18 protein-coding genes are annotated in these 18435 nt (G+C 73.0%); 9 read left to right on the plus strand and 9 right to left on the minus strand.

Annotated elements, in window-relative coordinates; translation table 11 throughout:
* Positions 1-21: 21 nt before the first annotated feature.
* The 5 genes from ACIGFK_RS10185 (at position 22) to ACIGFK_RS10205 (ending at position 5952) form a co-directional block, all read left to right on the plus strand.
* Entirely contained in the window at positions 22-1347 is a 1326-nt protein-coding gene (locus ACIGFK_RS10185) for a DUF2252 domain-containing protein (RefSeq protein WP_386469151.1), read from the plus strand.
* A gap of 49 nt (positions 1348-1396) precedes the next feature.
* Positions 1397-2086 carry a hypothetical protein gene (locus tag ACIGFK_RS10190; protein WP_376658710.1) on the plus strand — a complete coding sequence of 230 codons (690 nt, stop codon included), beginning with the start codon at positions 1397-1399 and terminating at the stop codon, positions 2084-2086.
* A 51-nt stretch (positions 2087-2137) separates the two neighbouring features.
* Entirely contained in the window at positions 2138-2932 is a 795-nt protein-coding gene (locus ACIGFK_RS10195) for a DsbA family protein (RefSeq protein ID WP_376658711.1), read from the plus strand.
* A gap of 130 nt (positions 2933-3062) precedes the next feature.
* The gene (locus ACIGFK_RS10200; protein ID WP_400051199.1) at positions 3063-4739 is read left to right on the plus strand and encodes an alkaline phosphatase D family protein; all 1677 of its coding nucleotides are present in this window, start codon (positions 3063-3065) and stop codon (positions 4737-4739) included.
* A 262-nt stretch (positions 4740-5001) separates the two neighbouring features.
* Complete coding sequence (locus ACIGFK_RS10205) at positions 5002-5952, plus strand: zinc metalloprotease (RefSeq protein WP_376658714.1); 951 nt, start codon at positions 5002-5004, stop codon at positions 5950-5952.
* A gap of 69 nt (positions 5953-6021) precedes the next feature.
* Here ACIGFK_RS10205 and ACIGFK_RS10210 read toward each other — a convergent pair whose 3' ends face one another.
* Positions 6022-6591: a dienelactone hydrolase family protein gene (locus ACIGFK_RS10210; protein WP_376661395.1), complete on the minus strand. Its 570-nt coding sequence runs from the start codon at positions 6589-6591 to the stop codon at positions 6022-6024.
* A gap of 56 nt (positions 6592-6647) precedes the next feature.
* On the opposite strand from ACIGFK_RS10210, the gene ACIGFK_RS10215 reads away from it, so the two are divergent.
* On the plus strand, positions 6648-7682 hold the full coding sequence (locus ACIGFK_RS10215) for a mechanosensitive ion channel family protein (protein ID WP_376661403.1): 1035 nt from the start codon (positions 6648-6650) through the stop codon (positions 7680-7682).
* Between the two features lie 356 nt (positions 7683-8038).
* Here ACIGFK_RS10215 and ACIGFK_RS10220 read toward each other — a convergent pair whose 3' ends face one another.
* Positions 8039-9445: a sensor histidine kinase gene (locus ACIGFK_RS10220; RefSeq protein WP_376661004.1), complete on the minus strand. Its 1407-nt coding sequence runs from the start codon at positions 9443-9445 to the stop codon at positions 8039-8041.
* Positions 9442-10128 (minus strand): response regulator transcription factor, encoded by a 687-nt coding sequence (locus ACIGFK_RS10225; protein WP_376661003.1) that lies wholly within the window; start codon positions 10126-10128, stop codon positions 9442-9444. Before ACIGFK_RS10225 ends, ACIGFK_RS10220 begins: the two co-directional genes overlap by 4 nt.
* A gap of 73 nt (positions 10129-10201) precedes the next feature.
* Between ACIGFK_RS10225 and ACIGFK_RS10230 the strand changes: the two genes are divergently transcribed.
* Positions 10202-11380 carry a UDP-N-acetylglucosamine--N-acetylmuramyl-(pentapeptide) pyrophosphoryl-undecaprenol N-acetylglucosamine transferase gene (locus ACIGFK_RS10230; RefSeq protein WP_400051202.1) on the plus strand — a complete coding sequence of 393 codons (1179 nt, stop codon included), beginning with the start codon at positions 10202-10204 and terminating at the stop codon, positions 11378-11380.
* Positions 11377-12372, plus strand: a complete 996-nt coding sequence (locus ACIGFK_RS10235) for an SDR family NAD(P)-dependent oxidoreductase (RefSeq protein ID WP_400051203.1) — start codon at positions 11377-11379, stop codon at positions 12370-12372. The genes ACIGFK_RS10230 and ACIGFK_RS10235 overlap by 4 nt, the downstream gene beginning before the upstream one ends.
* Here the strand turns inward: ACIGFK_RS10235 and ACIGFK_RS10240 are convergent.
* Complete coding sequence (locus ACIGFK_RS10240; protein ID WP_376661000.1) at positions 12369-12965, minus strand: TetR/AcrR family transcriptional regulator; 597 nt, start codon at positions 12963-12965, stop codon at positions 12369-12371. The genes ACIGFK_RS10235 and ACIGFK_RS10240 overlap by 4 nt on opposite strands.
* A gap of 64 nt (positions 12966-13029) precedes the next feature.
* Here ACIGFK_RS10240 and ACIGFK_RS10245 point away from each other — a divergent pair, with 64 nt between their 5' ends.
* A complete protein-coding gene (locus ACIGFK_RS10245; protein WP_400051206.1) occupies positions 13030-13521 on the plus strand; it encodes an SRPBCC family protein in 492 nt (163 codons plus the stop codon).
* A 14-nt stretch (positions 13522-13535) separates the two neighbouring features.
* Here ACIGFK_RS10245 and ACIGFK_RS10250 read toward each other — a convergent pair whose 3' ends face one another.
* The 5 genes from ACIGFK_RS10250 to ACIGFK_RS10270 all read right to left on the minus strand — a co-directional run bounded on the left by ACIGFK_RS10250 (position 13536) and on the right by ACIGFK_RS10270 (position 18311).
* Positions 13536-15128, minus strand: a complete 1593-nt coding sequence (locus tag ACIGFK_RS10250) for a Na+/H+ antiporter (protein WP_400051207.1) — start codon at positions 15126-15128, stop codon at positions 13536-13538.
* 241 nt (positions 15129-15369) lie between these two features.
* A complete protein-coding gene (locus ACIGFK_RS10255) occupies positions 15370-15792 on the minus strand; it encodes a GNAT family N-acetyltransferase (RefSeq protein WP_386471940.1) in 423 nt (140 codons plus the stop codon).
* Positions 15793-15854: 62 nt separating this feature from the next.
* Positions 15855-16796: an RluA family pseudouridine synthase gene (locus ACIGFK_RS10260; protein WP_400051209.1), complete on the minus strand. Its 942-nt coding sequence runs from the start codon at positions 16794-16796 to the stop codon at positions 15855-15857.
* A gap of 17 nt (positions 16797-16813) precedes the next feature.
* Entirely contained in the window at positions 16814-17374 is a 561-nt protein-coding gene (lspA, locus tag ACIGFK_RS10265; RefSeq protein WP_376660996.1) for a signal peptidase II, read from the minus strand.
* Positions 17375-17531: 157 nt separating this feature from the next.
* Complete coding sequence (locus ACIGFK_RS10270; RefSeq protein WP_376660995.1) at positions 17532-18311, minus strand: TraR/DksA family transcriptional regulator; 780 nt, start codon at positions 18309-18311, stop codon at positions 17532-17534.
* Positions 18312-18435: the final 124 nt, after the last annotated feature.

Genomic DNA, 18435 nt, shown 5'->3' on the forward strand with positions numbered 1-18435 from the left:
GTGCACCAGGAGGCATCCGCCATGGCGGTTCCCGAGACGACCGACGAGCAGCGCGCCGAGCAGATACTCGATGTGTTCGACACCGCGTTCGGTGAGCTGCTCGCCGCCGACCCCGCCGCCTTCCAGGTCAAATTCCGCAAGATGGCGGCCTCGGCCTTCGCCTTCTACCGGGGCACGGCCTGCCTCTTCTACTCCGACCTGGAGCGGGAGCGGCACGGCGGGCCCTACCTGGACGACCGCACGGGCCGGGTGTGGATCCACGGCGATCTGCACGCCGAGAACTTCGGCACGTACATGGACTCCAACGGCCGGCTGATCTTCAACGTCAACGATTTCGACGAGGCCTACGTCGGTCCCTTCACCTGGGACCTCAAGCGCTTCGCCGCCTCCGTCGCCCTGATCGGCTACACCAAGGCGCTCAGCGACGAGCAGATCGGCGCCCTCGTGCGGACCTACGCGGCCGCCTACCGCGAGCGCATCCACCAGCTGGCCGCGGGCGCCAAGCACGAGGAGGTGCCCTCCTTCACCCTGGACACCGCCGAGGGCCCGCTGCTGACCGCCCTGCGCGACGCCCGCTCCCGCACCCGCTTCTCCCTGCTGGACTCGATGACCGAGATCCGCGACCACGAGCGCCGCTTCTCCGAGGGCGGCGGGGCCATCGAGCTGGACGCGGCCACCCGCTACAAGGTGCTGGCCGCCTTCGACGGGTACCTGGAGACCCTCCCCGAGGAGTCCCTGGTCCGCCCGGACTCCTACCGGGTCAAGGACGTCGTGGGCCGCCGGGGCGTGGGCATCGGCTCGGCCGGGCTGCCCTCCTACAACATCCTGCTGGAGGGGCACAGCGACGCCCTGGAGAACGACGTCGTGATCTACCTCAAGCAGGCGCAGACCCCGGCCGTCTCCCGGCACATCACCGACCGGGCGGTGCGGGAGTACTTCCGGCACGAGGGCCACCGCACGGTGATCTCCCAGCGGGCCCTGCAGGCGCACGCCGACCCGTGGCTCGGCTGGACGGAGCTGGACGGCGCAGGGCAGCTGGTGGCCGAGGTCTCCCCGTACGCGGTGGACCTGGACTGGTCCGACCTGGACGACCCGGAGGAGATCGCGGCGGTCGTCGCGGACCTCGGCCGGGCCACCGCCACCATGCACGCCTCGGCCGACGAGGCCGAGAGCGGCCAGTCGCTGGTGCCCTTCTCCACCGAGCGGGCCATCGACGCGGCGATCGCCGCCGACGAGGAGGGCTTCGCCGAGCTGCTCGTCGACTTCGCCCACGCCTACGGGGCCCGGGCGCGCTCGGACCACCAGATCTTCGTGGACCTCTTCCGCAACGGCCGTATCACGCCGTAGTGCCCACCTGCGGCCCGCTTTCACAGACTCACGTGACAGACTCGCGGCGATGGACATATCAGGGGTGAGACTCCGGGGGCTGCGGGCCGCGCTGTTCAGCGCGCTCGTCGTGCTGCTCTCGGCCGGCTCGCACGTCCTCATGTCCCGGGTCCCGCTGCCGCCCGTGCTGGTGGGCGGGGCCTTCGCCGCCGTCTTCGCGATCGCCTACGCGCTCGCGGGGCGCCGGCGTGGCTTCGGCCCCATCGCCGGGCTGCTCGTGCCGCTGGAGCTGGCCGCGGACACCGTCTTCACCTCCGGGCAGCACGTCTGCTACGGCCCCGCGGGTGGCCCGGTCGCGGGCCCGCTGCGCGCGCTGGGCCTGGACGCGTTGTGCGGCGGCGCCCCGGTGGGCGGGCCGCTGACCGAGATGACCGGGCCCGCCGCCGATCCGGCCGCGCTGCTCGCGTCGCCCGGTCCGTGGGCCCCCTGGGTGCTGCTCGGCGCGCACGTCTCGGTCGGGCTGCTGGCCGCCGCGTGGCTGCACCGCGGTGAGCGGGCGCTGGGCCGGATGCTGCGGGCGGTGGCCGCCTTCGCGTTCCGGCCGCTGCTCCTGACCGGGGCCGGGGCGGCGGCGTCGGGGCGGGCGAAGCCGCGGCAGGGGCGGCCGGCGCTCCCGGGCGCGGTGGCCCGTACGCGGTTCCCCGCGCACTCCGTGGGACGGCGGGGGCCTCCCGTACCGGGCGCGTTCGCACGCGCCTGACGTAGGTACGGCAGTCCACCCCTTCCCATGTCACACCCCACGGAGATCACGATGAGTGCACGCAACAGCCAGGCGAACAAGGCAGCGGCCCGCGAGAAGCTGCGCATCGAGCGCGAGAAGCAGGCCAAGAAGGACAAGGCGCGCCGCCAGGTGATCGTGGCGGGCGCCGTCGTCGCCACCCTCGCGCTGGCCGGCGGCATCGGCTACGCGGTCGTCAAGGCGAACCAGCCCTCGGAGTGGGAGAAGGCCGCCGACGCGGCGCTGGTCGCGCCGAAGAACACCACCGGGGACAACGGCACGACCGTCGTCATCGGCAAGGCGGACGCCAAGAAGACCCTGGAGCTCTACGAGGACGCGCGCTGCCCCGTCTGCGCGCAGTTCGAGCAGACCTCCGGCGCGCAGATCAAGAAGGACGTCGACGCCGGCAAGTACAAGATCCAGTTCATCGGCGCCACCTTCCTGGACAAGGGCTTCGGCGGCACCGGCGCGAAGAACGCCCTGAGCGCGCTGGGCGCGGCCCTGAACGTCAGCCCCGAGGCGTTCCTCGAGTACAAGTCGGCCCTGTACTCCGCGGCGAACCACCCGGAGGAGAAGGACGACAAGTTCGCGAAGGACGACTACCTGCTGAAGGTCGCGGACCAGGTCCCGGCGCTCAAGGGCAACGCCGAGTTCAAGAAGGCCGTCGAGGGCGGCACCTACGACCGGTGGGCGATCGAGATGTCCAAGGTCTTCGACAAGAGCGGCGTCCAGGGCACTCCGACCCTGAAGATGGACGGAAAGAAGATCGAGACCCCGCAGACGGCGGACCAGTTCACGGCGGCGATCGACAAGGCCATCGCCGGCTGATCCGGATCATTTTGCGGATGATTTCCGGATGATCTCCGGCAAGACGGGCGGGTGAACTCCCGGAGTTCGCCCGTCCGTTGCCTTTCGGGGGATGGTCCAGACGGTCTACCCGTCAGTAATGTGATCATCCGTGACCAGTCTTCTCGATTCCTCCTCCGAGCGCTCCGCCGGCGCGGCAAACCCCCGCCGCCGAACGGTCGTTCTCGCCGCGGCCGCCACGGCCGCCCTCGCCCCGGTGGCCGCCGCGCTGGGCGCCCCCGCCGCCCACGCCGCCGCGAACGCACCCGCGTTCCTGCACGGCGTCGCCTCCGGCGACCCGCTGCCCGACGGGGTCCTGCTGTGGACCCGCGTCACCCCGACGCCGGAGGCCGTGCCCGGCTCCGGGCTCGGCCCGGCCACGTCGGTGAGCTGGGAGGTGGCCGCGGACAAGGCCTTCTCCCGGATCGTCGCCGGCGGCGAGGTCTCCACGAGCGCGGCCACGGACCACACGGTCAAGGTGGACGTGCGCGGGCTCCAGCCGCAGACCGCGTACTGGTACCGGTTCACCGCCGGCACCGCCGTCTCGCCGGCCGGCCGCACCCGGACCGCCCCGGGGCACGACGTCACCACGGCCGGGGTCCGCTTCGGCGTGGTCTCCTGCGCCAACTGGGAGTCCGGCTACTTCTCCGCGTACCGCCACCTGGCCGCCCGGACCGACCTGGACGCGATCCTGCACCTGGGCGACTACATCTACGAGTACCAGACCGGGGGTTACCCCGAGGCGAAGTACGTCGTGCGCCAGCACGAGCCGAAGCACGAGATCGTCTCGCTCGCCGACTACCGCACCCGGCACGGCAACTACAAGACGGACGCCGACCTCCAGGCCCTGCACCACGCGCACCCGATCGTCGCCATCTGGGACGACCACGAGTTCGCGAACGACGCCTGGGCGGGCGGCGCCGAGAACCACGCGCCCGGCGCCGAGGGCGAATGGGCGGCCCGCGCGGCCGCCGCCAAGCAGGCGTACTTCGAGTGGATGCCCGTACGCGCCTCCATCGCGGGCACCGTCTACCGGCGGCTGCGCTTCGGCACCCTCGCCGACCTGCACCTGCTCGACCTGCGCTCGTTCCGCTCGCAGCAGGTCAAGGTCGGCAGCGGTTCGGTGGACGACCCGGAGCGCACCATCACCGGGCGCGCCCAGCTGGACTGGCTGAAGGCGGGTCTCGCGGGTTCGAACGCGACCTGGAAGCTGGTCGGCACCTCGGTGATGATCTCGCCGGTGGCCTTCGCCTCGCTGCCCGCGCACCTGCTGGGGCCCCTGACGAAGCTCCTGGGCCTGCCCGAAGGCGGCATAGCGATCAACGTGGACCAGTGGGACGGGTACACGGACGACCGCAAGGAACTGCTCGGCCACCTGAAGGACCGGAACATCAAGAACACGGTGTTCCTGACCGGCGACATCCACATGGCGTGGGCGAACGAGGTGCCGGTCAACATGGCCACGTACCCGGGTTCGGGCACGGCCGCCACGGAGTTCGTCGTCACCTCGGTGACCTCCGACAACATCGACGACATCCTGCACGTACCGGCGGACACCGCCTCGCTGGTGGCGGAGACGGCCATCAAGGCCGCCAACTGGCACGTGAAGTGGCTGGACATGGACTCCCACGGCTACGGCGTCCTCGACGTGACGGCCGAGCGCTCGCAGATGGACTACTACGCCGTTTCGGACAAGCGGCGCCAGGACGCCACGTCCGCGTGGGAGCGCTCGTACCGGACGCTCAACGGGACCCAGAAGGTGGAGCGGGTGTGGCAGCCGGTCCGCTGATCCGGCCGGCTCCACAGACTTTCCGGACAAATTAACTGACTGACCGTCAATTTTACGCCACAGAGGGGCGTCTGGTGCAGACCAGGCGCCCCCCTGTCATGACAAGCAACAAATCTTTTACGTAAGGGTCTTGACCCCTGCATGTCATGAACACATAAGCTTCCCGCCAACGTGGAGAGATCGTCTTCACGCCAAACCCCCCACGCGAGGAGCACACGTGCGCGCTGTTGCCCGCATATCCCCCCTTCTTCGCCGCCGCCTGATGGGCACGGCGGTGCTGGCCGGAACCCTGGCGTTCACCCCGCTCGCCGCCCCCACCACCCTGGCCGCCGCCAAGACCCCCGCCGAGGCGTGCGCCCAGGATTCCGGCGTCGCCGCCAACGCCCGTACCGCCCGCCCCAAGGAGCAGCACGCGGCCGAGCCCAACGAGCTCACCGACGCCCAGGCCAAGGCCATGGACGCCGACCTCAAGGCGAAGCTCGACAAGGCCCTGAAGAACCAGCCGCAGCGCGGCCTGGCCGGCGCCGAGGCCGCCGTCACGACCATCCCGGTGTACTTCCACGTGGTGCACTCCGGCACCACCGGAAAGCTGACGTCCACCCAGATCAACAACCAGCTGGCGGTCCTCAACGCCGCCTACGGCGGCCAGGGCACCGGGAACGTGAACACGAACTTCCAGTTCACCCTGGCGGCCACCGACTACACGGACAACGCCACCTGGTACAACCTGACCTCCGGCTCCCAGGCCGAGAAGGACATGAAGACCACCCTGCGCAAGGGCGGCGCCGGCGCGCTGAACTTCTACACCGCCAACCTCGGCGGCGGACTGCTCGGCTGGGCGACCTTCCCGAGCTCCTACAACTCCGCCCCCAACATGGACGGCGTGGTCGTGCTCGACACCTCCCTGCCGGGCGGCTCCGCGACCAACTACAACGAGGGCGACACCGCGACCCACGAGGTCGGCCACTGGATGGGGCTCTACCACACCTTCCAGGGCGGCTGTAACGGCAACGGCGACTACGTCTCCGACACCCCGGCCGAGAAGAGCGCGGCCTACGAGTGCCCGACCGGCCGTGACAGCTGCGCCAGCAAGCCCGGCGCGGACCCGATCCACAACTTCATGGACTACACGTACGACTCCTGCATGTACCAGTTCACCGCCGGCCAGGTGGCCCGCATGAGCAGCAGCTGGACCGCCTACCGGGCGGGCTGAACCCCAGCCGCGTAACACGGTGCGGGGCACGGACCGGCGAACGCCGGCCCGTGCCCCGCACCCTCTTTCCTACAGGGAATCCAGGAACGCCAGCGCGACCTTCCAGGTCTGCTCGGCGGCCTCGGCGTCGTAGTCGTCCAGCCCCGGGTCGGTGAACAGGTGCCCGGCGCCCGGGTAGCTGTGGACCTCCACGTCGGCCCCGGCCCGCTGCATCCGCAGGTACCAGGCGGTCAGCCAGTCGTGCGGCTCGAAGGGGTCCGGGTCCGCGATGTGCAGCTGGACGGGCAGTTCGTCCACCGCCGCGTCCTCCTCCAGGTCCGCCGTCCCGTGCAGGAGCAGCAGGCCGCGCGCCTTCTCGTCGGCCATCGCCAGGTGCTGGGCGACGGAACCGCCGAAGGAGAAGCCCGCGTACACCAGACCCTGGTCGGAGTGGGGCGCGGAGGCCAGCACCGCGCGCTTGAGCAGCTCGTCACGGCCGATCTCGTCCCGGTGGGCCATGCCCTCCTCGACGGTCTCGAAGGTGCGCCCCTCGAACAGGTCCGGCACCTGGACCTGGTGCCCGGCCGCGCGCAGCCGGTCGGCCGCCGCGTGCACCGCGGGCCGCAGCCCGTACGTCGAGTGGAAAAGCATGATGTTCATGCCCCCATCGTGCCAGTTCGCCGGGGTGCCTTCCCGATACGTTCTCCCCCATGGAGATCGAGAGCGTTCTGCGTCCCGCGGCGGTCATCGGCGGCTCGCTGGCGGTCACCCTGATCGCGGGCTGGGCGGCCGACCTGGTGCTCCGGCGGATGGCCGCCCGGCACCCCGAGACCCCGCTCTGGGGCCTGCTGCGCCACTGCCGCCTGCCCTTCCAGGTGGTGCTCTGCGCCTCGCTGCTCAGGGGTGCCTACCGGCAGGCCGGGATCCTTCCCGACCACGCCTTCGCCGTCGGCAGCTTCCTCAACCTGGTGCTGATCGCCTCGGTGGCCTGGCTGGCGGTCCGCGTCGTGACGGCCGCCGTCGACTCGGTGTACGCGCGGTACGCCGCGGCGACCGCGGACGAGGCCCGGGTCCGCCGGGTACGCACCCAGGTCACGCTGATCCACCGGGTGGTCAGCGCGGTGGTGATCGTGGTCGCCGTCGCGAGCATGCTGCTGACCTTCCCCCAGATGCGGGCGGTCGGCGCCTCGATGCTGGCCTCGGCGGGCGTCCTCGGCATCGTGGCGGGCATCGCGGCGCAGTCCTCGCTGGGCAACATCTTCGCCGGCCTCCAGATCGCCTTCGGCGACACCGTCCGCATCGGCGACACGGTGGTGGTCGACAAGGAATGGGGCACGGTCGAGGAGATCACCCTGACCTTCCTCACCGTCCGCACCTGGGACGAGCGCCGCATCACGATGCCTGTGTCGTACTTCACGAGCAAGCCGTACGAGAACTGGTCCCGCGGCGGCGCGGAGATGACCGGGACGGTCTTCCTCCACCTCGACCACAGCGCGCCGGTGCCGCTGTTGCGGGACCACCTGGAGGCGCTCCTGCCCGGCATCCCGGAGTGGGACGGCCGCGCCTGGGCCCTGGTGGTGACGGACACCACACCCCACACCATCCAGATCCGGGCGACGGCCACCGCGAAGGATGCGGCCGACGTCTGGACGCTGCGCTGCACGATCCGCGAACGCCTGATCTCCTGGCTCGCCACCCACCACCCCGACGCCCTCCCCCGCCTGGCCCCCGACCCCACCCCGGGCACCTGACCCCGCACCGCCGGGGCCGGGTGTGCGGCCGGGCGCCCCCGCAGGGCGTCGAACGCAACCGCCCTCCACCCTCCGACCCCTGGAAACGTTCGACGGCCGAGGAGGTGCCCCGCCGCGCGCCCGGCCCCGGCGGCCCCCTCGCGTGCGGGCCGCCCCGGGGTGCCGCTGCGCGGAGCCGCTCCCCGCCCCGCCCTTCCACCGTTCCCCGGGCTCCGCCCGGACCCGGCGGGGGCTCCGCCCCGGACCCCCGGTCCTCAAACGCCGGACGGGCCGGAGGGCGCAGACGGCAGCAGCCGAAATCCAGCCCCGCCGGCGTTTGAGGCGCGGGGTGCGGGGCGGAGCCCCGGGCGGGGCGCTCAGCCGCCACCCGCACCGAACCGCACGCGGAACAGCGCCCCGCCCCCCGCAGCCGCCTCCGCGACCAGCTCCGCACCGTGCGCCCGCGCGATCTGCCGCGCCATGGCCAGCCCCAGCCCCGACCCCGGCAGGGCCCGCGCCGCCCCCGCCCGGTAGAACCGGTCGAAGACGTACGGCAGGTCCTCCGCCGCGATCCCCGGCCCGTGGTCCCGTACGGTCAGCTCCGGCACGCCGGAGTCGGGGACCACCAGCTCCACCTCCACCGGCAGCCCCCCGGGACTGAACTTCGCCGCGTTGTCGAGCAGGTTCGACAGCAGCCGGCTCAGCCGCGCCGGCACCCCGGCGACGACCACCGCCTCCGTCCGCACGGCGAACGGCACCTCCGGCCAGTGCGCCCGCGCCCCCTCCACGCACCGCTCCACGAGCGCGTCCAGCCGTACCTGCTCGACCAGCGGCGTCGGCTCCTCGTCCCGGGCCAGTTCGATCAGGTCGTTGACCAGCCCCGTCACCTCCCGCAGCTGCCGCCCCAGCGCGGCAGACGCCCGCTCCCGCTGGGCGTCGGTCAGCCGGTCGGCCCGCGCCAGCAGTTCCGCGTTGGTCCGCAGGGCCGTCAGCGGGGTCCGCAGTTCGTGCGAGGCGTCGGCGACCAGCCGCCGCTGCGCGGTGACGGACTGTTCCAGCTCGCCGAGCATGGTGTTGAAGCTCCCGGCCAGCCTCGTGATCTCGTCCTCCCTCCCGAGGGCCCCGGGCAGGGGCGGGGGGAGTTCGATCCGGTGCCGGGGATCCCTGGTCGCGGCGATCCGCTCGGCCGTCGCGGTCAGCCGGGTCACCGGGGCGAGCCCCGTCCGGGACACCCAGTACCCCAGGACCGCGGCCAGCAGCACCCCGGCCGCCGCGGTCAGCAGCAGCCACCAGGAGGCCTCTTCGATCCCCGCCCGGACGGTGTCCGCCCGCAGGGCCACCTGCAGGGCCCGGCCCTTGGCGTAGTCGGTGGTGAGCATCCGCGCGGGGTGCCCGGCGACCGTGATGTCCGTGTAGTACGGGGCCCGCTTCCCGGCCGCGACCTCCCGCGCGGCGGGGGCCACGGGGAGCTGCCCCGGCGGACGCGGGTCCTGGGCCGGGTCGGCCGGCACCACCTCCGCGCAGGCGGGGGCGGCCAGGAACCGGCACTCCCCCGCGAGGGTGCCCGGCGGTTCGCCCGGGTTGCGCTGGGCGGCGAGCCGGGCGGACTGGGTCAGGCTGAGGTCGAGCTGCTCGTACAGCGCGGACCGTACGACGAGGTACGCGGCCGCGCACACCCCGACGGCCACCAGGGCCACCGCCGCGGTGACGGCCAGCGCCAGCCTCGTCCGCAGCGGCCGCCGCCTGCGCCAGACGCCCCCGAGCCGCCGCCGGCCCCCGCTCACACCGCGTCCAGCCGGTAGCCGACCCCGTGCACGGTGTGGACCAGCCGCGGCTCGCCCGCCGCCTCCAGCTTCCGGCGCAGGTAGCCGACGTACACGGCGAGGGAGTTGGAGTCCGGTCCGAAGTCCCGCCCCCACACCAGTTCCAGGATCAGCTCGCGCGGCAGCACCTGTCCGGGGTGCCGCAGCAGCAGCTCCAGCAGCGCGGCCTCGGTGCGGCTGAACTCCAGCGGCCGCCCGCCCCGCCGCCCGGTGCGGGTCGCCGGGTCCAGTTCGAGGTCCCCGAAGGCGAGCGGGGCGGCGCCGGCCGGCTCGGGCGCGGCCCGCCGCAGCAGCGCCCGCACCCGGGCGACCAGCTCGTCCAGCGCGAACGGCTTGACGAGGTAGTCGTCGGCCCCGGCCTCCAGCCCGTCGACCCGTTCGCTGACGGAATCGAGCGCGGTCAGGACGAGTACGGGCGTACGGTCCCCCATCGCGCGCAGCTGCCGGCACACCCCGAGCCCGTCGAGCACCGGCATCATCACGTCCAGGACGACGGCGTCCGGCTCCCAGGCCGCCACCTCGGACAGCGCGGCCAGCCCGTCCGCCGCGCCCCTCACCTCGTACCCCTCGACGGCGAGGCCGTCCTCCACGGCGGCCCGTACCTCGGGCTCGTCGTCGACCACCAGAATCCGCTGCGCGCTCATGAGGCAAAGCCTGCCAAACCCGCTGATGTGAACCTCTTAGAACCTTCTTAGGGCACACCGGGAGTGTGCGGCCATGACCACTCGAACCACACTCTCCGTCGTGATCGGTGCGGGCGGCACCGGTGGCCACATCTATCCGGGGCTCGCCCTCGCCGAGGCGCTGCGCGCGGCCGTCCCGGGCGCCGCGGTCTCGTTCATCGGGACCGAGCGGGGTCTGGAGACCGAGCTGATCCCGGGCGCCGGCTACCGCCTGCACACCGTCGACATGATCCCCTTCGACCCGGCTCTGGGCGCGAAGCGGTACCTGCTGCCCGCCGCGCTGCTGCGTTCGGCGCAGCAGGCCCGGGCCGTGATCCGGGCTCAGGGTGCGCACGCCGTCGTCGGCATGGGCGGCTATCCGAGCGCGCCCGCCGTGCTGGGCGCCCGGCTGGCGGGCCTGCCGGCGGTGATCCACGAGTCGAACGCGGTGCCGGGGCGGGCCAACCGGTTCGCGGCCCGGCTCACGCCGCACGTGGCGGTGGCCTTCGACCGCAGCCGGGAGGACCTGGCGGGCGGGGCGGGGGCGGTGACCACGGGGATGCCGATCTCCGCGGCCCTGTCCGGGCTCGCGGAGCTGTCCCGGCCGCAGCGGGCCGCGCTGCGCACCGAGGCGCGGCGGGCGCTGCGGGTGCCCGACGGGCGCCGCCTGGTCGTCTTCAACGGCGGCAGCCTCGGGGCGGTCCGGCTGACCAGGGCCGCGGCCGGGCTGGCCGGGCTCTGGCAGCAGCGGGACGACGTACAGCTGCTGGTCAAGACGGGCCCGGCGGCCCTGCCGGACACGGTGGCCGGCCTCGCCGCGTCCGGCGGGCAGCGGATCGCGCGGGCCGTGCCGTACCTGGACCGGATGGACCTGGTGTACGCGGCCGCCGACCTGGTGGTGTGCCGGGCGGGTTCGGCGACGGTGGCGGAGCTGGCGGCGACGGGCGTCCCTGCCGTCCTCGTCCCCTACCCGTACGCCCCGGGTGACCACCAGACCCACAACGCGCGGGTGCTGTCCGATGCGGGCGCCGGGCTGCTGCTGCCCGACGCGGAGACCACCGCCGAACGCCTCGCCGGGCTCATCGGCGCGCTGCTGGCCGACCCGGCCCGGCTGTCGGCGATGGCCGGCGCCGCCGACCCCGGCCCGCACGCGCGGGCCGCCGAACTGCTGGCCGCGGAGGTCCTCCGCGTGGCCGGCTTCCCCCTCCCCCTCCCGACCCTGGAGCACGCATGAACACCTGGACCGACCGCACCGTCCTCGTCACCGGAGCCGAGGGCTTCATCGGTTCCACCCTCGTCGACCTGCTGGTGGCGCGCGGCGCGCGGGTGCGCGCCTTCGTGCACTACAAGCCGTACGCCGAGAAGGGCCACCTGGCCCGCTACCTCGGCGACCCCGACGGCCCGGTGGAGATGTGGGCGGGCGACGTCCGCGACGCGGGCCGGGTCAGCGACGCGGTGGCGGGCTGCGACACCGTCTTCCACCTGGCGGCCCTGATCGGCATCCCGTACAGCTACGCCTCGCCGGGCGCGTACGTGCAGACGAACGTGACGGGCACGCAGAACGTGGCGGAGGCCTGCCGCCGCCACGGCGTGCGCCGCCTGGTCCACACCTCCACCAGCGAGGTCTACGGCACGGCCCTCACCGCGCCCATCTCCGAGAGCCACCCGCTGCAGCCGCAGTCCCCGTACTCCGCTTCGAAGATCGGCGCGGACATGATGGCGCTCTCGTTCCACCACGCCTTCGAACTCCCGGTGACGGTGGTGCGCCCCTTCAACACCTACGGGCCGCGCCAGTCGGCCCGCGCGGTCGTCCCCGCGATCCTGGCGCAGCTGCACGCGGGGGCCCGGGAGGTCCGCCTCGGCTCGACCACCCCCACCCGGGACTTCACGTACGTGACGGACACGGCCGAGGGCTTCCTCGCGGTGGCGGAGTGCGACCGGGCGCTGGGCGAGGTGGTCAACCTCGGTACGGGTCAGGAGATCTCCATCGGCGACCTGGCCCGGGCACTGATCACGGCCTCCGGCCGGGAGGCGGAGGTGGTGGTGGACCCGGCCCGCCTGCGCCCCTCCGGCAGTGAGGTCCACCGGCTCCTCTCGGACAACTCGCGCGCCCTCGACTGGGCGGGGTGGAAGCCGCAGGTCTCCCTCCCCGAGGGCCTGCGCCGGACCTCGGACTGGATCGCGGCGAACCTCCACCTCTTCGCCCCGGACCGCTACCAGGTCTAGGGCTTCGGGCCCACCTCGATCAGCCCGTCGGCGCACTCCTCCGCGAGCTGCTCGGCGTACGCGGGCATCGCGTCGTCCGCCCGCAGGTGCCGGCGGACCAGGGAGAGCGGCAGGTCGATCACGGCCAGGGCGACCCGCTCCCGGTCCACGGCCCCGGCGGCGCCGAGGGCCGTGCCGAGTCCGCGCAGGGCGGCGAAGGCCCGGGCATTGCCGGCGTCCGCCCGGGCGCGGTGCTCCTCGGACCACTCGGAGCGGCCGAACTCCTCGGGCCCGTGGAGGAGGAGCGAGGCCTCCTGCGGATGGGCGCGGCTCCAGGAGACCACGTGCCGGGCAGCGGCACGGGCGGCCCGGCGCGGGTCGGGATCGCCGTCGACCGCCGAGAACCAGCCCTCCTGGAACCGCTCGACGGTCCGCAGCCACACCTCGGCGAGGAGGGCGGGGCGTCCGGAGAAGCGGTGGTACACGGATCCGCTGGGCGCGCCGACCGCCTGGGCGACGGCGGACATGGTCACGCCGCCCGGTCCGGAGGCGGCCGCGAGGCGGACGGCGGCATCGAGGATCTGGTCGCTGTCGAAGCGGGGTGGTCTGGCCATGAATCAGAGAGTACTCTCCAAATTATTGGAGGACAATCTCCAATAACCCGGGGAGGGAGGCCGCATGGCCGTCCACAACGTGCACGAACGCCTGCTCACGGCCAAGAGCAGCGAGGTGGGGACCTTGATCGACACGATCTCCGCAGGCCCGGCGGACCGGCTCTGGCCGCATGCGGACTGGCCCGCGGTGCGCTTCGACCGCGGCCTGACGGTCGGTTCGGCCGGCGGCCACGGCCCGGTCCGCTACACGATCACCGCGTACGTCCCCGGCACCTGGATCCGCTGCGCCTTCACCGGGCCGCGCGGTTTCCACGGCTTCCACGAGCTCGCCGTGCTGCCGGTCGACGGGGACCGCACCGTGCTGCACCACACCATCGCGATGCGCGTCACCGGCCCGGCCCGCCTGACCTGGCCGCTCGTCTACCGCCCGCTGCACGACGCCCTGCTGGAGGACTGCCTGGACCGCGCGGAACTCGCCTGCTCCGGCACCCTCGCCCGCCCCGCCCGCTGGAGCCCCTACGTCCGACTCCTGCGCGCACTGCTGCGCCGGAGCTGAGCGGAACGCGAGGCCTACGGGCTGCGCAGACTCCGTACGTCGAGGTGGCGCAGCACCCGGTCGACGATCTCCGGGTCGGCGCCGGGCTCGCTGCGCGCGGACAGCACTTCGTGCCGGGCGGCCGACATCATCTCGCGCTGGATCCGCTGGATGTCCCGGAGCCGCTCCACCCGCTTCGCGTACGCCTCCCGCCGCTCCTCGTCGACCATGTCGGGGCTGATCCGGGCCCCCACGTCGTACGCACGGCGCTGCAGCAGCTCGACCAGGTCCTCCGGCAGCTCCTCGACCTCCTGGATCTCCTTCAGCCGCCGCTTCGCGGCCTTCGCGGCGCGGATCGCGAGGCGCCGCCGGCTCTCCGCCTCCGCGTCCGCGTCGGCCTCCACCCCCAGCCGCCGCACCAGCCACGGCAGGGTGAGCCCCTGGCAGACCAGGGTCGTCATGATCACCGCGAAGGCGATGAAGACGATCTCGTCCCGTGCCGGGAAGGGGTCACCGGCATCCGTCTTGAACGGGATCGCGAGCGCGAGCGCCACCGAGGCCACCCCGCGCATCCCGGCCCACCACATCACCACGCTCTCCCGCCAGCTCAGCGGGATCTCCTCGTCGAGGTCGCGCAGCGAGTGCAGCCGCTTGGCGAGCCAGCCGGCCGGCAGCAGCCACAGCAGCCGCACCCCGACCACCACCCCGACGACGGCGGCGGCCCACCCGGCCAGCTCCCGCGGACGGCCCGTCGCCGCGGTGATGACGTTGTGCAGCTCCAGCCCGATCAGCCCGAACGCCACCCCGGTGACCAGCATGTCGACGACCTCCCAGAAGGTGTGCCCGGCCAGCCGCCCCAGCACGTCATCGGCGTCGGACGCGTACTCAGCGAGGAACAGGGCCGTCGTCAGCACGGCCAGCACCCCCGAACCCCGCAGCTCCTCGGCGACCACGTACGAGACGAACGGCACGAGCAGCGTCAGACCGATCTGCAGCGTGGCGTCGTCGAGCCGCCCCATGAGCCGGTTGGTGGCCCATCCCAGGGCCAGCCCCACGGCCACGGCGACCACGGCCGACAGCACGAACTCCCCGAGCGCGTCCGACCAGGAGAAGCTCCCGCTGACCGCGGCGGCGATGGCCACGTGGTACAGCACGATGGCGGTCACGTCGTTGAAGAGCCCCTCGCCCTCCAGGATCGACACCATCCGGCGGGGCAGCCCGAGCGATCCGGCCACGGCGGTGGCGGCGACCGGGTCGGGCGGCGCGACGAGCGCGCCGAGCGCGATGGCGGCGGCGATCGGGAGCCCGGGCACGACGGCGTGCGCGACGAAGCCGACGGCCGCGGTGGTCACGAAGACCAGGGCCACGGCCAGCAGGAAGATGGGCCGCTTGTTGGCGGCGAACTGCCGCCAGGAGGTGCGCTGCGCGGAGGCGTAGAGCAGGGGCGGCAGCAGGAGCGGCAGGATGTACTCGGGCGGGATGTCGACGTTGGGCACGGCGGGCACCAGCGCGAGGACGGCTCCGCCGATGGTCATCAGGACGGGCGCGGGCAGCCCGAGCCGGTCCCCGAACGGCACGGTGACGACGGCCCCGAGCAGCAGCACGAACAGCAGGGCAAGCTGATCCATCCCCCACACCCTGCCGCACCGCTCGCCGCGGGAGACTGAGCCCCGCCGCGCAAGCCCCCTGGGCTCCGCCCCGGCCCCCGCGCCTCAATCACCAGGCGGGGCTCGGGTTTGCCTCCGGTTGGGCCTCGAACGCCGGCGTTCGAGGCGACGGGCGCGCAGCGCCCGTGCGGGGTCCGGGGCGGTGCCCCGGGGAACGGTGGAAGGGCGGGTAGGGGACGAGCCCCGCAGGGCACCCGCAGGGTTACGGCAGGGCGCGCCGCATCGCCCGGTGCGGCATGCCCGCGTCCTCGAACTCCGGCCCGTAGGCCACGTACCCGAGCCGCTCGTAGAAGCCGAGCGCATGCGTCTGCGCACCAAGATCCACCGCAGCCAGCCCCAGGACAACGGCCTCCGCCTCGACGGCCCGTACCAGCGCCACCCCCACGCCCAGCCCGCGCGCAGCCTTCCGCACGGCCAGCCGCCCCAGCGAACCGACGTCCGCCGAACCGGTCTTGGCGAGGACCTCGGGACCGTGCAGCAGCCGCCCGGTGCCCAGCGGGAGCCCGTCCGCGCCCACGGCCAGCACGTGCACCGCGCCCGCGTCGTAGGCGTCGTACTCGATCGACTCCGGCACGGACTGCTCGACCACGAACACCTCGGTCCGCACCGCGAAGCAGGCCGCCATGTCGGCCTCCCCGGAGGCGACCCGCACCTCGAAGCCGACCGACGACGACGCCGACGCCGAGGTCACTCGCTCTCCGCGCGGATCAAGTCCAGCGCGTGCTGCAGGTCCGCCGGGTAGCGGCTCTCGAACTCCACCCACTGCCCGTCGGCCGGGTGCTCGAAGCCGAGCCGCACCGCGTGCAGCCACTGCCGGGTCAGGCCCAGCCGCTTCGCCACCGTCGGGTCCGCGCCGTACGTCAGGTCGCCGACGCAGGGGTGCCGGTGCGCGGACATGTGCACGCGGATCTGGTGCGTGCGGCCGGTCTCCAGCTTGATGTCGAGCAGCGAGGCCGCGCGGAACGCCTCGATCAGGTCGTAGTGGGTGACCGAGGCCTTGCCGTCCTGGGTCACGGCCCACTTGTAGTCCGCGCTGGGGTGCCGGCCGATCGGCGCGTCGATCGTGCCGCTCATCGGGTCCGGGTGGCCCTGCACCAGAGCGTGGTAGCGCTTGTCCACGACCCGCTCGCGGAACTGGTTCTTCAGCGAGGTGTACGCCCGCTCCGACTTGGCGACGGCCATCAGGCCGGACGTGCCGACGTCGAGGCGGTGGACGATGCCCTGGCGCTCGGACGCGCCGGAGGTGGAGATCCGGTAGCCGGCCGCGGCGAGCCCGCCGATGACGGTGGTGCCGGTCCAGCCGGGGCTCGGGTGGGCGGCGACGCCCACCGGCTTCATGATGACGACGATGTCGTCGTCGTCGTGGACGATCTCCATGCCCGGGACCGGCTCGGCGACGACCTCGACGGGGCGCGGCGGCGCGGGCATCTCGACCTCGAGCCAGGCGCCGCCGTGCACGCGCTCGGACTTCCCGACGACGCTTCCGTCGACCGCCACCTTCCCCTCGGCCGCGAGTTCGGCCGCCTTCGTTCGGGAAAATCCGAACATACGGGCGATGGCGGCGTCGACGCGCTCGCCTTCGAGGCCATCGGGAACGGGCAGGGTGCGGATCTCGGGATTGGTACTCACCCGTCGAGTATGCCTTGTCAGTCCTTGTGGACGGTGCCGTCCGGGTCCAGGCCCTTGAACGACAGCAGCACGATCAGGATGCCGCCGCACACGATCGCCGTGTCGGCGAGGTTGAACACCGCGAAGTGGGCCGGGGCGATGAAGTCGACGACGGCACCCCGGAAGACACCCGGCGAGCGGAAGATCCGGTCGGTCAGATTGCCCAGCGCACCGCCGAGCAGCAGGCCCAGCGCGATCGCCCACGGCAGGCTGTAGAGCTTGCGCGCCAACCGCACGATCACCACGATCACGGTGGCCGCGATGCAGGTGAAGATGATCGTGAAGGCCTCGCCGAAGCCGAAGGCGGCCCCCGCGTTGCGGACGGCCTCGAACTTCAGCAGGTCGCCGATGATCTCGATCGGCGGCTGGTGCTCCAGCTTCGCCACGACCACCATCTTGCTGCCGAGGTCCAGCAGGTAGGCGAGGACCGCCACGACGAGCAGCGCGACGATCCGCCGGCGCCCCCTGGGCTCCGCGGTCTCCGGCTGGGCATCGTCCCCGACCTCCGGCGTACCGATGATGCTCTCCGCCTCTGCCACGTGAGTCCCTCGAACTAGCTCGAACCAGGTTGCTGACCAGACACGAGGGTACGTCAGGCCGCCGTCGGGCCGCCCTCCGCGGCCCGCCCCGATTCCGGCCGCCCGCCCCGGCCCGGCGGCCGCCCTCCGGGCGACGACGGGAGTTCGACGACAGCCCCTAGTGCCTCCGCTCCTGCTTCTGCTTGCAGTCCACGCACAGCGTGGCCCGCGGGAAGGCCTGCATCCTCGCCTTGCCGATGGGCTTCCCGCAGTTCTCGCAGAGCCCGTAGGTGCCCGCGTCCATGCGTTCCAGGGCCCGCTCGGTCTGCTCCAGCATCGAGGTCGCGTTGGCCGCGAGGGCCAGCTCGGACTCCCGGGTGATGTTCTTGGTGCCCGTGTCGGCCTGGTCGTCGCCCGCGCCGTCGCCCGAGTCCCGCATGAGGCCCGAGATGGCCACCTCCGAGGCGTCCAGTTCCGCGCGCAGCCTCAGGATCTCCGCCGACAGCTCGCTGCGGGCCTCCGCGACCTCCTCCGGCGTCCAGGGGTCCTCCCCTGGCCGTACGGCGAGCCCGCCCGGTTCGGTGACCGCGGCGACCTTCACCTTGGGCAGTCCGCTCGTGGCGGCCGCGGCCGTCTTCCTGGCCGCACCGGTGCTCTTCTTGGCAACCACTTTCCGGACTCCCGTCTTCTTCGCGGCCTGCGCCGCCCCCTCGGCTCCGGCCTTCTTGGCCGGGGCCTTCCGCGTCGTCTTGACGGCGCGCGTGTTCCTGGCGGTGGCAGCCGCCGCCTTGCCGGCGGAAGCCGTCTTCGCGGCCACGGTCTTCTTGGCCGCGGCCTTCCCGGCCGCAGCGCTCTTCTTCGCGGCCTTCCTGGCCGGCGCCTCCCCGGCGGCGGCCGTCGCGGCAGCCGTCCCGGCAGTGCTCCCGGCGGTACTCCCGGCGGTCTTTTTCGCCACCATGGCCGCGGCCCCTTCACATACTGTGATCTTTGCTCGCGAGTCGTGCCGGAACGATAAATCGACTCCAGTCCCGCGGCAACGGGGCACGCTTCCGTCAAGGCCAACCTGCATCCGTTGTGCCCAG

This window comes from Streptomyces sp. NPDC085524, assembly GCF_044541755.1.
Lineage (GTDB): Bacteria > Actinomycetota > Actinomycetes > Streptomycetales > Streptomycetaceae > Streptomyces.

Bases quoted from the DNA above. Each gene is read 5' to 3' on its own strand.
- ACIGFK_RS10225 (WP_376661003.1), bottom strand. From the start codon at position 10,128: ATGAGCGCGCAGCGGATTCTGGTGGTCGACGACGAGCCCGAGGTACGG.
- ACIGFK_RS10245 (WP_400051206.1), top strand. From the start codon at position 13,030: ATGGCCGTCCACAACGTGCACGAACGCCTGCTCACGGCCAAGAGCAGC.
- ACIGFK_RS10190 (WP_376658710.1), top strand. From the start codon at position 1,397: ATGGACATATCAGGGGTGAGACTCCGGGGGCTGCGGGCCGCGCTGTTC.
- ACIGFK_RS10270 (WP_376660995.1), bottom strand. From the start codon at position 18,311: ATGGTGGCGAAAAAGACCGCCGGGAGTACCGCCGGGAGCACTGCCGGG.
- ACIGFK_RS10205 (WP_376658714.1), top strand. From the start codon at position 5,002: ATGGGCACGGCGGTGCTGGCCGGAACCCTGGCGTTCACCCCGCTCGCC.
- ACIGFK_RS10235 (WP_400051203.1), top strand. From the start codon at position 11,377: ATGAACACCTGGACCGACCGCACCGTCCTCGTCACCGGAGCCGAGGGC.
- ACIGFK_RS10240 (WP_376661000.1), bottom strand. From the start codon at position 12,965: ATGGCCAGACCACCCCGCTTCGACAGCGACCAGATCCTCGATGCCGCC.
- ACIGFK_RS10230 (WP_400051202.1), top strand. From the start codon at position 10,202: ATGACCACTCGAACCACACTCTCCGTCGTGATCGGTGCGGGCGGCACC.
- ACIGFK_RS10250 (WP_400051207.1), bottom strand. From the start codon at position 15,128: ATGGATCAGCTTGCCCTGCTGTTCGTGCTGCTGCTCGGGGCCGTCGTC.
- ACIGFK_RS10185 (WP_386469151.1), top strand. From the start codon at position 22: ATGGCGGTTCCCGAGACGACCGACGAGCAGCGCGCCGAGCAGATACTC.
- ACIGFK_RS10255 (WP_386471940.1), bottom strand. From the start codon at position 15,792: ATGGCGGCCTGCTTCGCGGTGCGGACCGAGGTGTTCGTGGTCGAGCAG.
- ACIGFK_RS10210 (WP_376661395.1), bottom strand. From the start codon at position 6,591: ATGAACATCATGCTTTTCCACTCGACGTACGGGCTGCGGCCCGCGGTG.
- ACIGFK_RS10195 (WP_376658711.1), top strand. From the start codon at position 2,138: ATGAGTGCACGCAACAGCCAGGCGAACAAGGCAGCGGCCCGCGAGAAG.